This is a genomic window from Pseudorhizobium sp. NPDC055634, from assembly GCF_053618655.1.
Genome location: NZ_JBSHHW010000008.1, coordinates 76,557 through 89,660 on the forward strand (window position 1 = coordinate 76,557; position 13,104 = coordinate 89,660).

13 protein-coding genes are annotated in these 13,104 nt (G+C 64.9%); 7 read left to right on the plus strand and 6 right to left on the minus strand.

Annotated features, from left to right (window positions below; translation table 11 throughout):
• Positions 1-97: 97 nt before the first annotated feature.
• The gene (locus ACWGPT_RS14385) at positions 98-433 is read right to left on the minus strand and encodes a MerR family transcriptional regulator (protein ID WP_452606298.1); all 336 of its coding nucleotides are present in this window, start codon (positions 431-433) and stop codon (positions 98-100) included.
• A gap of 133 nt (positions 434-566) precedes the next feature.
• Here ACWGPT_RS14385 and ACWGPT_RS14390 point away from each other — a divergent pair, with 133 nt between their 5' ends.
• A complete protein-coding gene (locus tag ACWGPT_RS14390) occupies positions 567-1,550 on the plus strand; it encodes an aldo/keto reductase (RefSeq protein WP_452606299.1) in 984 nt (327 codons plus the stop codon).
• Positions 1,551-1,697: 147 nt separating this feature from the next.
• On the opposite strand, the gene ACWGPT_RS14395 is transcribed toward ACWGPT_RS14390, so the two are convergent.
• The 3 genes from ACWGPT_RS14395 to ACWGPT_RS14405 are packed head-to-tail and all read right to left on the minus strand — an operon-like array spanning position 1,698 to position 5,523.
• Positions 1,698-3,893, minus strand: a complete 2,196-nt coding sequence (locus tag ACWGPT_RS14395; protein WP_452606300.1) for a xanthine dehydrogenase family protein molybdopterin-binding subunit — start codon at positions 3,891-3,893, stop codon at positions 1,698-1,700.
• Between the two features lies 1 nt (position 3,894).
• Positions 3,895-4,887 (minus strand): FAD binding domain-containing protein, encoded by a 993-nt coding sequence (locus tag ACWGPT_RS14400; protein WP_452606301.1) that lies wholly within the window; start codon positions 4,885-4,887, stop codon positions 3,895-3,897.
• Positions 4,888-4,890: 3 nt separating this feature from the next.
• A complete protein-coding gene (locus tag ACWGPT_RS14405; protein WP_452606302.1) occupies positions 4,891-5,523 on the minus strand; it encodes a (2Fe-2S)-binding protein in 633 nt (210 codons plus the stop codon).
• 162 nt (positions 5,524-5,685) lie between these two features.
• Between ACWGPT_RS14405 and ACWGPT_RS14410 the strand changes: the two genes are divergently transcribed.
• Positions 5,686-6,624 carry an AraC family transcriptional regulator gene (locus ACWGPT_RS14410; RefSeq protein ID WP_452606303.1) on the plus strand — a complete coding sequence of 313 codons (939 nt, stop codon included), beginning with the start codon at positions 5,686-5,688 and terminating at the stop codon, positions 6,622-6,624.
• A gap of 52 nt (positions 6,625-6,676) precedes the next feature.
• Here the strand turns inward: ACWGPT_RS14410 and ACWGPT_RS14415 are convergent, their stop codons facing one another.
• The gene (locus ACWGPT_RS14415) at positions 6,677-7,648 is read right to left on the minus strand and encodes an alpha/beta fold hydrolase (RefSeq protein WP_452606304.1); all 972 of its coding nucleotides are present in this window, start codon (positions 7,646-7,648) and stop codon (positions 6,677-6,679) included.
• 174 nt (positions 7,649-7,822) lie between these two features.
• On the opposite strand from ACWGPT_RS14415, the gene ACWGPT_RS14420 reads away from it, so the two are divergent.
• The gene (locus ACWGPT_RS14420; RefSeq protein WP_452606305.1) at positions 7,823-8,254 is read left to right on the plus strand and encodes an RrF2 family transcriptional regulator; all 432 of its coding nucleotides are present in this window, start codon (positions 7,823-7,825) and stop codon (positions 8,252-8,254) included.
• 44 nt (positions 8,255-8,298) lie between these two features.
• Here the strand turns inward: ACWGPT_RS14420 and ACWGPT_RS14425 are convergent, their stop codons facing one another.
• The gene (locus ACWGPT_RS14425) at positions 8,299-8,907 is read right to left on the minus strand and encodes a DUF488 domain-containing protein (RefSeq protein ID WP_452606306.1); all 609 of its coding nucleotides are present in this window, start codon (positions 8,905-8,907) and stop codon (positions 8,299-8,301) included.
• A 245-nt stretch (positions 8,908-9,152) separates the two neighbouring features.
• Between ACWGPT_RS14425 and argH the strand changes: the two genes are divergently transcribed.
• The 4 genes from argH (at position 9,153) to ACWGPT_RS14445 (ending at position 13,087) form a co-directional block, all read left to right on the plus strand.
• Entirely contained in the window at positions 9,153-10,568 is a 1,416-nt protein-coding gene (gene argH, locus ACWGPT_RS14430; protein ID WP_452606307.1) for an argininosuccinate lyase, read from the plus strand.
• A 62-nt stretch (positions 10,569-10,630) separates the two neighbouring features.
• Entirely contained in the window at positions 10,631-11,437 is an 807-nt protein-coding gene (locus ACWGPT_RS14435) for an amino acid ABC transporter permease (protein WP_452606418.1), read from the plus strand.
• Complete coding sequence (locus tag ACWGPT_RS14440) at positions 11,434-12,222, plus strand: amino acid ABC transporter ATP-binding protein (protein ID WP_452606308.1); 789 nt, start codon at positions 11,434-11,436, stop codon at positions 12,220-12,222. The genes ACWGPT_RS14435 and ACWGPT_RS14440 overlap by 4 nt, the downstream gene beginning before the upstream one ends.
• A 28-nt stretch (positions 12,223-12,250) precedes the next feature.
• Positions 12,251-13,087: an ABC transporter substrate-binding protein gene (locus ACWGPT_RS14445; protein WP_452606309.1), complete on the plus strand. Its 837-nt coding sequence runs from the start codon at positions 12,251-12,253 to the stop codon at positions 13,085-13,087.
• Positions 13,088-13,104 lie beyond the last annotated feature (17 nt).

Consider the following 13,104-nt stretch of genomic DNA (forward strand, 5'->3'; position numbering starts at 1 on the left):
CGCAGCGCGTGGAGAAAAAATAGGAGTGGTTACCTGCCGGGATAATCCGCCTGGTCGTGAACACGTCGGTTAGCGGAGCTAACCAGTGTGACCGGGTTCAGCACCTGTAGTCATCCAGTTGCGGTGCCGAGCCGGGTTTGCCGGACCTTATCCAGTCGACCTTGCCCTGCAGAAAGTCCAGGGCGGCGTCGAGGGCGGCGCGGCGTTCCTGCAGTCTCGCGATCTGCAGCTCGAGCACTTCGACGGTGCGCTCCAAGGAGTGCGCCCCGGCGCGATACTCTTCGTTGAGGGCAAGGATCTCTCCGAGCGTATAGCCCAGCGACTGCTGAAGCCGGATCATCCGGGCCGCCGTTACGTCCTCGGCCTTGAATATATGATAGGGGTTCGAGCCGCCCTTGAGGCCACGGCCGGGCTTCAGAAGACCCCTGGCCACGTAAAAACCGGATCGTATCGACCGGAAGTCCGGTTTCCTTCGCGAATTCTGAAATCAGCATGTCGGAGGCCCTTGACCATGGAGTGCACTCCACACCTATGGAAGGTGCTTGTCGAAAGTATGGAGACCCGACATGACAAGCGAAAACACGCCGATGCCCGTCGTCCAGCTCGGCCAGGACGGCCCTTTGACAGGCGCGCAGGGCCTCGGCTGCATGGGCATGAGCGAATTCTACGGAGAGACCGATAAGGCCGAATCCCGGCGGACGCTGGAGCGAGCGCTCGAGCTCGGCATCACGATGTTCGATACGGCCGACATGTACGGCTTCGGCGCCAACGAAGAATTTCTGGCCCCCTTCGTCTCGGCCAACCGCGAAGAGGTAATCATCGCCACGAAATTCGGCTATCGCCGCACGCCCGAGAATCCCGACGACTGGACCATCGACAATCGGCCCGAATACATCCGGGCGGCCGTGGACCAGTCTCTCCGGCGTCTCGGCGTCGATGTCATCGACCTCTATTACATGCATCGGCGAACCCCCGGCGTGGCGCTGGAAGAGTCCATCGGCGCGATGTCGGACCTGGTGCGCGCCGGAAAGGTGAAATGGCTCGGCCTGTCCGCGGTCAGTGCGCCCGAGCTTCGCGCGGCGCATGCCATTCATCCCATCGCGGCGCTGCAATCGGAATGGTCGATCTTCACGCGCGATATCGAAGAGGACGTCGTCCCCGTCGCGGCCGAACTCGGGGTGACCGTGGTGCCCTACGCCCCGCTCGGGCGCGGCATGCTGACCGGAGAGGGTTTCGCAAGCTCGCTGACGGACGCCGATGCCCGCCAGAATTTCCCGCGGTTTTCAGCCGAGAACCGTGCGGCGAACATGCAGCTGGTGAAGAAGATCGAGGACATCGCCTCGGCGCGCGGCGTTTCGACGGCGCAAATCGCGCTTGCCTGGCTTTACGCGCAAAGCCGCAAGCTCAAGGTCAAGACCGCGCCCATTCCGGGAACTCGAAAGCGCAGCCGCCTCGAGGAGAACGCAGCGGCGGCGACGATGATCCTCACCGCGGCAGAGATGGAAGCACTCGAGCCGCTCGCCTCGGCAGTCCAGGGGGTTACCGTTTGAGGACACCGGCGTCGCCGCTTGCGGCGATGCCATCCTTTCGACGCCCCGGGGCGCATGCCGGCGGCGGACTTGCCGGATTTCATCCCGGCTCACGGCCACCCATAGTTGAAGCGCGACCGCAAGCCGGGCCGGATGCATTGCTTGCGACTACAAAAGGTCCTCCATCCTGACCGGCAGGCGGCGGGCGCGTATGCCGGTGGCATGGAAGACGGCATTGGTGACCGCCGGCGCCACGCCGGCCAGCACCACCTCGCCGAGGCCCTTGACGCCCGAGCGGTTGACGAGCGGATCCGGCTCGTCGATGAAATCGACTTCGATGGAGCCGATATCCGCGTTCACCGCGACGAGATACTCGGCGATGTCGGCGTTGAGGATGCCGCCATAGCGTTCATCCACCTCGCCCGCTTCGCGCAGGCTTCCGCCTATTCCACCGACCACGCCACCTATCGCCTGGCTTCGTGCCGTGCGCGGGCTGAGGACACGTCCGCAATCGAGGACGCTGACGACGCGCGGCACGCGGATGCGCCGCGTGGTGGGCTCGACGCGCACTTCAACGAAATGCGCGGCGTGACTGTAGGTCGTGAACGCGGGATAGACGGGACCGGTCGGCGCCACATGCCCGGTATCGATTTCCGCCAGTGCCTCGTTGGTTTGTCCCGGCGCGACCGTCGCCGCTTCGACGACGAGTTCATCCCTTTGCGCAAGCCTCAGGATCTCGGCGGGAGCGGCTCCCGCCGGCGCATTGGTGCCGAGTTCCGCCAGCGCTTTATGCAAGGCCTCGCAGGCGGCCTCCGCCGCCGGAATGGATGACGAGGTCCCCCAGGAGCCCGCGGTCAGCATCTGCGGCACCCCCCGGGTGTCGCCGATGATGGCCGTCACCTGCTCCGGCGGGACGTTGAGATGACGGGACACGACGTTGGCGATCGCAGTCCGGATACCCTGGCCCATCTCGTGTACGCCGAGGCTGATTTCGATGACGCCGTCACGGGTTGCGCGCAGACGCGCGCGGTTGGGCCCACCGGAACCCGTATAAAGGCCGACCGCGACGCCCATGCCGATCAGGTCACCGTTCTCGGCGACCATCGAGCCCGGCTGAGGGTTTCGCCGGTCCCAGCCGAACATCGCCGCGCCGCGCCTCAGGCATTCCGACAGGTGTCTCGAGGAATGCGGCAGACCTTCCACCATGTCGGTAGCGGTATCGTTCCGGAGCCGGATCTCGAGCGGGTCCATGCCCAGCACGTAGGCAAGTTCATCGACGGCGCTCTCGATGGCAAAGGCTGCCGCATGTTCGAAAGGACCGCGCATGTAACCCGGCGTCGGCGTATCGGTACGGACCAGCCGGGCGAAGCTCTGGAAGGTGCCGAAGTCATAATGCCGCGCGACCGTATCGGCCTGCTCGGCCTGGAAGAAATCATGCATCGAGGTCTGGGCGTCGATATCGTAGAGCGCCGCCCGGAACCGGCCGTCGGGACCCGCAGCCAGGCGCACGCGCTGGCGCGATGCCGGCCGATAACTGGAATCGTGGAAGATCTGGCGCCGCGGCACCACGACCTTCACGGGCCGCCCGAGCTCTCGCGCGGCGAATGCGGCGAGAACGGTCTGGGACTGCATGGTGTTCTTCTGTCCAAATCCGCCGCCGATATACGGGGATATCACCTCGATCTGCTCCGCCGGTATTCCCAGCTGTTCGGCGAGGCCGAATTTGCATGCCCCGGCATTTTGCGTGCCTTCGAATATGGTCAGCCGGTCCCCTTCCCATCGGGCCACCGTTCCGATCAGTTCGATGGGGTTCTGGTGTTGGGTGGGCATGGTGTAGGTCGCGTCGATCTTTGCTCCGGACTCGAACGCGGCGGCGGCATCCCCGACGACAAGGTCCGGAATAGGCCAGGACGTACCGGCCTCGGCCTGCGGCACCGGATCGGCCAATTCGCTGTCCATCGTCGCGGCGAAGGCTTCTTCCTCGTAGTCCACCCGGATGCGCGACGCGGCCTCGATTGCCGCCTCCAGCGTATCGGCAACGACCATGGCCACCGGCTGCCCGCGATAGGCGACGAGCGGCGTCAGGACGGGCGAATGGCTCTGGAACGCATAGCCGTGCTTCATGATGAAGCGAGCCGGCTGGAGATGCCCCGCCTGGTCGTGGGTGAGGATAAGCCTCACCCCTTCGACGCGGCGCGCGCCCGCAAGATCCATGCCGGCGATGCGGCCCTTGCCGATGGTCGCGGTCGCGAAGGCACCGTGCGCCATGCCGGGAAGATTGTTGTCGGTTCCGAAGATTGCCCGGCCCCGCACCTTGTCCCTTGCGTCGACACGGGGAATTTCCGGATAGGGTACACCCTGCATTTCAAGCCCTCCCGTTGGCGATTAAAAGCGCATCCCTGACGACGTTCGCGCCAAGTTCGACCTTGAAGGCATTGTGCTCGCGAGGAACCGCCTCCGCGAAAGCAAGCTCGCCCGCTTCGCGCGCTGCCTGCGGCGTCAGCGCCCTGCCGACCAGCGATTGCTCGGCGCCGCGGGCACGCCAGGGAACGGTCGCAACGCCACCGAGCGCGATGCGGGCATCGGAGACGACGCCGTCCTCGACGTTCACCGCCACGGCCGCGGAGACCACCGCAAAGGCATAGGATTCGCGATCCCTGATCTTGTGATAGGTGGAGGCGCGACCGATATTGCCGACCGGGACGCGAATTCTGGTGATGATCTCGTTCGGCAGGAGGCTTGTCTCCCTGTCGGGGGTATCGCCCGGCGGCATGTGAAGCCGAGCGATCGGCATAGAACGGTCGCCCCCGGGCCCGGTGACGTCCACCTCGGCGTCGAGAGCCATCAGAGCGACGGCGAAATCCCCAGGATAGGTCGCGATGCAGGCCTCCGAGCCGCCGAAGAGCGCATGGCCGCGGTTGAGGCCTTCCAGGGCGGAACATCCCGAGCCGGGCACCCGCTTGTTGCAGGCGAAGGGTTCGCCATGGCGGAAGTAGGCACATCGGGTCCGCTGCAGCAGGTTGCCGCCGAGACTGGCCATATTTCGCACTTGCTGCGACGCGGCTTTCCAGAGCGCTTCGGAGAGAACCGGAACCTCAGCTACAAGACGCGGATCGGCCGCGACGTCGCTCATGCGGGCGAGGGAGCCGAGAACCAGTTCGTCACCGGTGGTCTGGATCTCCGCAAGCTCGGTGAGCCTGTTGATGTCGATGATGCGGACCGGCCGCTCGACATCGAGCTTCATCAGGTCATAGAGCGTGGTGCCGCCTGCAAGCAGCCGGGTTCCTTCGGCATTCTCGCCGAGGCCGGCCACGGCCGAACGCAGATCGGAGGGGCGCGCATAGACGAAGGGCTGCATCGGTCAACCCTCCATGACCAGCGCGGCATCCTGGATGGCCGCGACAATCCCGGGATAGGCACCGCAGCGACAGAGATTGCCGCTCATGTATTCGCGTATTTCGTCGGCGCTCGAGGCGTGGCCTTCGCGAACGCAGGCGACACCCGCCATGATCTGGCCCGGCGTGCAGTAGCCGCATTGAAGCGCGTCGTGATCGATAAAGGCCTGCTGCATGGGGTGCAGGGCATCATCCGTCGAAAGTCCCTCGATCGTGGTGACATCGCGTTCGAGAACCTGGACCGCCGGCGTCAGGCAGGAGACGACGCGACGGCCGTCGACATGGACGGTACAGGCGCCGCATTGCCCGTGGTCGCAGCCCTTCTTGGTCCCGGTCAGACCGATGGTCTCCCTGAGAGCGTCGAGCAGCGAGGTCCGCGGGTCGAGTTCAAGTGCCTGCGGAACGCCGTTGACCGAAAACGAGACCGGAACACGCGGCAGGAATTCCACCGGTGCCTGCGAGGCTGCCGACTGAGCTGCGACCGGCCTTTCCATCCCCACGAATGCCATCGCTCCCGCGACAGAACCGCTGAGAATTACCGTGCGCCGGGTGACGGGCAACAGTTCCCGCACGGCATTTCGATCATCCTGCTCGTCCATGGACCGCTCCTCCTTGAAAAGGCACCTCTCGATATGCGGTCAGCATAGGGCAGCGGCGACGCTGGAGCTTGCCGCATGCTGCACAAGACTTGCCTTATTCCACGCGTCTGCTTTTATTAGGCCTGAACGCAGCTGCTGCCGCAGACATGTGGAGAACGGCGAATGACCTCCCTGAAAGACGCCGTCCGGACCTACGCAGGTCGCCATGCCAACGAGGATGGTCTGGCCCTGACGCCTATGTCCGATCTGCGGATGATGTGCGTCGATACCCCCGGTGGCGTCATGCACTCGGTTTATCGCCCCCTGATCTGTCTCGTCCTCCAGGGAGCAAAGCGCATCGTCGTTGGCACGGAGGACGAGACCTTCAGCGCCGGCCAGGCGGTGATCGTCAGCGCGGACATGCCGGTCGCCGGCCGGATCGTTCGCGCAAGCCCGGCCGAGCCCTATATCGCGGTCGCGATCGAACTGGACATGCCCCTCATTCGCGAACTCTCCGCGGAGATGGACGAACGGCTTCTGCAGCAGCCGCCCCAGGAGGGCACGCTCTTCGTGGAAGATACCGGCGCGGCACTTCTCGGCTGCATCGAGAGGCTGATGCGGCTGATCGACCGGCCACAGGCGGCCCCCCTCCTGAAGCCCGGAATCATGAAGGAACTGCATTACTGGCTGCTGGCCGGCCCTTACGGCGGAGCGCTGGTCAACAATGCCCGTCGCGACAGTCGGGTCGGGCGGCTTGCGCCGGCAATCACCCTGCTTCGCTCCGAGTTCCGCTCCAAGCTTCCGATCGCCCGGCTGGCGGAGGCCGTGGCAATGAGCCCGACGGCGTTTCACAAGCACTTCAAGGCCGTGACGTCCCTCACCCCGACCCAGTACCAGAAACGCCTCCGCCTCATCGAGGCGCGGCGGTTGATGCGGGAGAAAGGCCTGACGGCAAGCATGGCCGCCTTCGAAGTCGGCTACGAAAGCAGCTCCCACTTCACGCGCGATTACGGTCGGCTTTTCAATGCGCCGCCCAAGCGGGACGCGCTGAAGGCCCGGGGAAGCACTCCGGCCACGCTCGGACCGGGGCCGAAGACCCCTTCCCCGCCCCTTCACGAATAGCGCCCGTCATCCGCGGCCGGTCGACGGCGGGTCGGAGAGAAAGCGGACGAGCCTAGAGCTTTCGCAAAAACCCGAGGATCAGTTGCGACACCTCGTCCGGTCGCTCCTGCTGGAGCCAGTGGCCGGCTCCCGGAAGGACGTGGGACCCTACAAGCTTCGGCACCAGGCTCGGCATATCCGCGATGATCTTCTCCATGCCGGGAATGGCGAGGCCGGGATCGCGGTCCCCGATCATGAACAGCGCCGGCACACCGACCGTCTGGCCGACGTTCGCCTGCTGGAGCTCCCAGTTGCGATCGAGATTGCGATAGTAGTTCAGGCCACCCGTAAATCCTGACGCTTCGAAGGCGGCGACCAGGCGTTCGAAATCCTCCGAGGAGAGCCACGGCGGCAGCGCTGCCGGATCCGGCAATCCCGCCAGAAGGCCCTGGCTGCGCGCAACCATGCCGAAGGGGTTCGGCGTGCCGTCGCCGGGCTTTCGCGGACCGGCCTCTCCGCTGGCGGCGAAGATGAGCTTGCGCAGTGTGGAGCGGACGTCCCGGCCGAACTCGACTTCCGCTCCGCCCGGCTCCTGGAAATAGAGGACGTAGAACAGCGCTTCCTCGTCCTCAGGAAAAATCCTGGAGGGCGGGACGGGAGGTATCCCCATCATCGGGACCGTCAGCGCCACGACGGCGCGGAACCGGTCCGGGCGCATCAGCGCTGCCTGCCAGGCGATCGTTGCGCCCCAATCATTGCCGACGACCACCGCCTGCGTCTCGCCGAGGGCGTCTATCAATGCGACCAGGTCGCCGACCGCATGAAAGACCGTGTACTGGTCGGCGCGACCAGGCGATCCGCTTTCTCCATAGCCTCGTAGATCGGGAGCGATTGCGCGATAGCCTGCCCGGGCCAGTGCCTCGACCTGATGTCGCCACGCGTGCCCGGTCTCGGGAAAGCCGTGGCAAAGCAGGACGAGCGGCCCCTCTCCGGCCTCGAGAATGCCCATGTCGATGGTGCGGCTCTGGATGACGGTCCCGTTCATGACGGCCTCCCGGCAACGCGCGGCGGAGTTCGGACCGGGAGTGATCGCCGGGCGGACGCGGAGAGAAACTGGCGGCGTCTCATATGCGCTCCTGTCATTGCGTAACCATAAATGTTACACACAGAAGCAGGAAGTCAAGATTGCGTAACTGCAAATGTTTCGGAAAGGGATGAAATGAAGACCGATGGCCGGCTCGCGAGGATGCTGCATGTCCTGGTCCACATGGGCCTGCTCGGCGGTCGGGAGACATCGGAGCGGATCGCGGAGATGCTCAACACCAATCCGGTGGTCGTGCGGCGCACGCTCGGGGCCCTTCGCGCGTATGGGATCGTGGATTCGGAGGGAGGACGCGGCGGCGGATGGAAACTGTTGCGCCCGCTCGACCGGATCACCGTGCTGGATGTCCAGCGGGCTCTGAACGACGGCGCGATCCTGAGGGCACCGGTCTCACGCGACCATCCTGCCTGTCCGGTCGAACGGGCGTCGAACTCGGTGCTTGAAGAAGCCTACGCTGTTGCGGAAGCCGAGCTTATGGACAAATACGGATCCACGACGCTCGCCCGGATTGCCGAGATGGCGTCGGCCGAGGGCAGCGGGTCGGCATAGCCTGCTGATCCGCCTTATGCCCCGCCCCCGGAATTGCTGCCCGGTCACCCGGCATTTCCGTCGCGGACGGGCGGATAGACGATCCGCCTTTCATTGATCACAAGCGCCCCTTCGGTCAGTTCCGCAGGGATCACCTTGTTGCCGTCCATCAGATGACAGACCTCAACGCCTCGCTGCAGGAGATAGTCGGCGATGATACGCCTGTGGCAACGCCACCAGACGCTTTCGGCGCACATGATGACGCAACGCTTAGAGGAGCCCAATGCGAGAAGATGCTCCAGCCCGTCGCGGAACGGGTCGGTGAGGGCATAGTCCGCGTAGTTGTGGAAACTTGTGTTGCGCCAGAATCCGTTCAGTTCCTCGTCGATGGATTTCTGCCTGGAGCGCCGTCCGCCAAGTTCGGGAATGACCACGTATCCTACCTGATAGGGTTCGAGGGCTGCGCCCAGCGTCTCCTCGTTGAACTGGGGATTCCTGCGCGACCGCCTGATGGAGCGGACGTCCACGACGACCTGGACCTCTCCCGCTCTCAGCAGCTCGACGAAATCGGGAATTGAACGGGTGGAATGGCCAATCGTGAAGAAGCGCGGCGCCTCCGACCGCGACGTCCCGTCCCGCTCCTGCTGTTCAGACATCTCTGCAACGACGGACACTGGAAACCTCCGGGGGAGCGAACCATGAGCACCCGCACTTTTCCGGCTCGGCAGGGCGGAAGTTTCCCCACCGGACGACAACCCGCCGACGGGGGTTCCGGTTCCTTCGGGAGCTATAAGGATTCCTGGCCGATCCCGGCAACAGGTACCGGCCTCTTCCAAAATGGAATACCTGCCGGAATTCTTTTCATTTTCCTGCGCCCGCCACGGAAGCGACTATGACCGCATTCAATGCGGAGATACTCATGAACCAGAGCAAGGCCCTTTGGGGCGGTCGTTTCCGGTCGCAGCCCGACCCTGTCCTTACCCGCTACTCGCGCTCCGATGCCAGCCATCTTCGCCTTGTCGCCTTCGACGTTGCCGGTTCGCGGGCGCATGCCCGGGAACTCGTGCGTGCCGGCATCCTGAACGAGGAAGAATGCCGGACGATCCTGACGACGCTCGACGCCATCGCGGCGGAAACGTCCAACGGGACGATCGTGCCCGCCGCCGGCGACGAGGACATTCACACCTTCATCGAGCGCCACCTGATCGAACGTCTGGGAGACCTGGGCGGCAAGCTGCGTGCCGGCCGCTCGCGCAACGACCAGGCCGCGAACGACCTCAAGCTCTATCTGCGTGACGAGGCCAAGGCCGTCTCGCAGGAGCTTCTTTCGCTGATCGATGCCCTGGTGGGTCAGGCATCCACCCACCTGAATAGTCCGGCGCCGGGGTTCACCCACCTGCAGGCGGCCCAGCCGATCGTCTTCGGCCATCAACTGATGGCACATGCGCAAGCGTTTACACGCAACCTCGACCGGCTCCGGGACTGGCATCGCCGAAGCGACCGCTCGCCACTGGGGGCCGCGGCGCTCGCCGGAAGCGCGATCGCCCGCCATCCCCACGAAACGGCACTGGAACTCGGATACGAGGGCTCGTTCGAAAATTCCATCGATGCCGTGGGAAGCCGCGACCATGTCGCCGAATTCCTTTTCGTCACGGCCATGATCGGCGTCGACCTGTCCCGGCTTTCCGAGGAGATCATCCTCTGGTGCTCCCAGTCCTTCTCCTGGGCGAAGCTGGATGACGCCTTCTCCACCGGCTCCTCGATCATGCCGCAGAAGAAGAACCCCGACATCGCCGAGCTTACCAGAGGGCGAAGCGCACGGCTGATCGGCTGCCTCTCCAGCATCATGGCGACGCTCAAGGGCCTGCCTTTCGCCTACAACCGCGATCTCATCGAGGACAAGAAGGCAGCCTTCGAGGCCGTCGACACCCTGCACATGGCCCTGCCGGCGATGAGCGGGCTCGTGCGGACGCTTCAGTTCGACACGGCGCGCATGCGCACCGCGGCGACCCAGGGCTTCACCCTGGCAACGGAAATGGCCGACTGGCTGGCACTGCGCGGCGTGCCCTTCTCGCACGCCCACGAGATCACCGGCACGGCCGTGCGCTACTGCGAGGATCACGGCATCACGCTTGAAGACCTGACGCCGCAGATGCTCGCCGAGATCGACCCGGCGCTGGAGCCCTCCATCATGGAGCACATTTCGCTGGACGCGGCACTTGCCGCGCGCTCGGCGCAGGGGGGAACCGCCCCGGAAGCCGTCGAGCGCCAGATCGGACGGCTGGGCCTCACGCTCGCTCCGCTTCGCGCCTGGGCTGAGGAGGGTGCGCAGTGACCGCGATCGCTCCTGAGGCAAACCCCTTTCCCGCAAGGCCCGATCCGAGCACCTTCACCATCATGCCGCGCCGTCACTACGGGCGATGGCTGGCAACGGTCCTCATCCTCCTGGCGATCGGCGGCATCGTCCGGGCCTTTGCACTCGGCCAGATCGAATGGGGGGTGGTGGCGCAATTCCTGACGGCGCCCGCCATCCTCTTCGGCCTGGTCAACACCATCATCATGGCAATCGCCGCCATGGCGCTCGGCATCACGCTCGGCGTGCTCTTCGCGGTGATGGTGATGTCCCCGAACCCGGTGCTCCACTATTCCGCGAAGGGCTATATCTGGTTCTTCCGCGGCACACCGCTCATCCTGCAGCTGCTGCTCTGGTTCAACCTGGCGCTGGTGTTTCCGACGCTGGGCATCCCCGGGCTCTTCGAATTCCGCACCGTCGACGTGATCACGCCCTTCATGGCGACGCTGCTGGGGCTCGGAATCAACCAGGGTGCCTACACGGCCGAGGTCGTCCGGGCCGGCATCCTGTCGGTGGACCAGGGCCAGACGGAAGCCGCCCAGTCGATCGGCATGGCACGCCCGACCATCATGCGCCGGATCGTCCTGCCGCAGGCCATGCGCGTCATCATTCCGCCGGTCGGCAACGAGTTCATCAGCATGGTCAAGCTGACCTCGCTGGCCTCGGTCATCCAGTTCTCCGAAATCCTGCGCAACGCCCAGACGATCTACTTCGCCAACGGCCGCGTCATCGAACTGCTGATCGTTGCGGCCATCTGGTACATCGCCGTCGTCTCGGTGATGTCGGTTGGACAACATTTCCTGGAGCGCTGGTTCTCGCGCGGACAGGCCAACAGGGGGCGCGGAGAATGAGCATGGACCAGAAGCAGTCTCCGCAGACACTTCTCGCGGCCCGAAAGGTGACGAAGACGTTCGGGACGTTCACCGCGCTCGATGCGGTCGACCTCGACGTCACGCGGGGCGAAGTCCTCTGCATCATCGGCCCCTCGGGCTCGGGAAAGTCGACCCTTCTCCGCTGCCTGAACCAGATCGAGCGCTCCAACGGCGGCGCGATCTGGATTGACGACGAGCTCGTCGGCTATCGGCAGCACGGGAATACGCTCTACGAACTGGACGATCGCGCGATCGCCCGACAGCGCCTCGCCTGCGGCATGGTGTTCCAGCGCTTCAACCTGTTCAACCACATGACGGCGCTGCAGAACATCATGGAAGGTCCGGTGACCGTCCTGAAGCGACCGCGGCAGGAGGTGCGGCAGGAAGCCCTGGCGCTGCTGAAGCGGGTGGGGCTGGCCGACAAGCAGGGCGCCTACCCGTCGCAGCTCTCCGGCGGCCAGCAGCAGCGGGTGGCGATTGCCCGCGCGCTCGCGATGAAGCCGAAACTCATGCTGTTCGACGAACCCACGTCGGCGCTCGATCCCGAACTCGTCGGGGAAGTGCTCACCGTGATGCGCGACCTCGCGGCCAGCGGCATGACGATGATCGTCGTGACCCACGAGCTGGGCTTCGCGCGCGAGGTGGCCGATCGCGTCATCTTCATGGATGGCGGCCGCATCGTCGAGACGGGCACTCCCGAACAGGTCCTGGGCCAACCGTCGGAACAGAGAACACGAGACTTCATAGCGGCCGTCCTGTCCTAGGCCGGCCTATAACAAGAGAGGAACTGCAATGTCATTGACCAGACTTCTGATCGCGGGCGCATCGCTCGTGGCGCTCACCTCCTTCGCAGGAGCACAGGAACTGCCGCAGCGCATCCGCGACGCCGGGGTGATCGTCGCGGCGACGAACCCGAACTACGCCCCGATCGTCTACAAGGACCCGGCAACGAACCAGCTCCTGGGCCTTGATATCTCGCTTGGCGAAGCGATTGCCGAAGAGCTCGGCGTCAAGATCGAGTGGCAGGAAACCGAGTTCATCCAGATGCTGCCGTCGCTGCAGACGGGCCGGGTGGACATGGCCATGGCCGGCATGTCCGACCTTCCGTCACGGCGCGAAACCGTCGACTTCGTCGACTACATGGTTTCCGGCGCACAGTTCTACACCCTTAAGTCGCGTTCCGAGAACCTGACCAGCACGGCCGACCTGTGCGGCAAGCGCGTCGGCGCGTCGCGCAATACGAGCTGGCCGAAGCAGATCGGCGAGTGGAGCCAGGCAAACTGCGAGGCTAAGGGGCTGGCGCCGATCGAGGTTGTCGGCACGGAAGGTTCGGTCGACGCACGCACCCAGCTGAAGAGCGAGCGCCTCGACGCGGCCGTGCAGGGCAACGAGACCCTCCCCTACTTCCAGGACCTGGAGCCCGACACCTACGTGCTTCTGGGCGAGCCCTTCACGCGTTCGCTCGCCGGAATTCCCTTCCTCAAGACCGAAGAGGGAACGCAGATCCGCGAGGCGGTACAGGGCGCGCTGGAGAGACTGAAGGCGGACGGCCGCTATTCGGAGATCTTCGCCAAGTACGGCCTGGCCGCCAATGAGATCGACGCAATCGGCCTCAACCAGGGCGAATAATTCTCCAAGGGCCAGAT